A 481-nucleotide genomic window follows, 5' to 3' on the forward strand; every position below is an offset into this window, starting at 1 on the left:
ATAAACACACCGCCTGAGCTTGGTGGAGGCATACTTGCAAGCTGGTATCCTTTATAGTCCCCCCAGATAGGCTTGTCAGTCTTGACCTCATAACGACCAAGGTCATCAGTTGTCATCGTTCCGCCAAAATCTTGGACTGTCTTTGCAAGTGCTTTTGCTACTTTTCCTTCATAAAATGCTTTGCTTCCTTTTTTTGCAATGAGCTTAAATGTTTTCGCAAGACCTGGCTGTACAAGCAGATCGCCTTCTTTGAGCGGCTGATCATCTGGAAGAAAGATTGGCGCTGCAGCCGTTTTATTCAGCTTTTCTTGATGATCTTCAATGGCTTTTGCCAGAACAGAATCGATTTCAAATCCATCCTCTGCAAGCTGAATTGAAGGCTCAATCAATTCCTTCATCGAACGGGTTCCCCACTTATCTAATGCTGCCTAGAGACCTTTTACTGTCCCTGGGACACCAACCGCATTACCGTGTGTGGACC

General features: G+C 45.5%; 1 protein-coding gene. It reads right to left on the minus strand.

Translation table 11 applies throughout. The annotated features are described in order from the left end of the window. A partial coding sequence (locus GFC01_RS17975) for a gamma-glutamyltransferase (RefSeq protein ID WP_243137691.1) occupies window positions 1-398 on the minus strand: 398 nt, incomplete at its 3' end. Window positions 399-481 lie beyond the last annotated feature (83 nt).

Source organism: Desulfofundulus thermobenzoicus (assembly GCF_009428905.1).
Classification (GTDB): Bacteria; Bacillota; Desulfotomaculia; order Desulfotomaculales; family Desulfovirgulaceae; genus Desulfofundulus_A; species Desulfofundulus_A thermobenzoicus.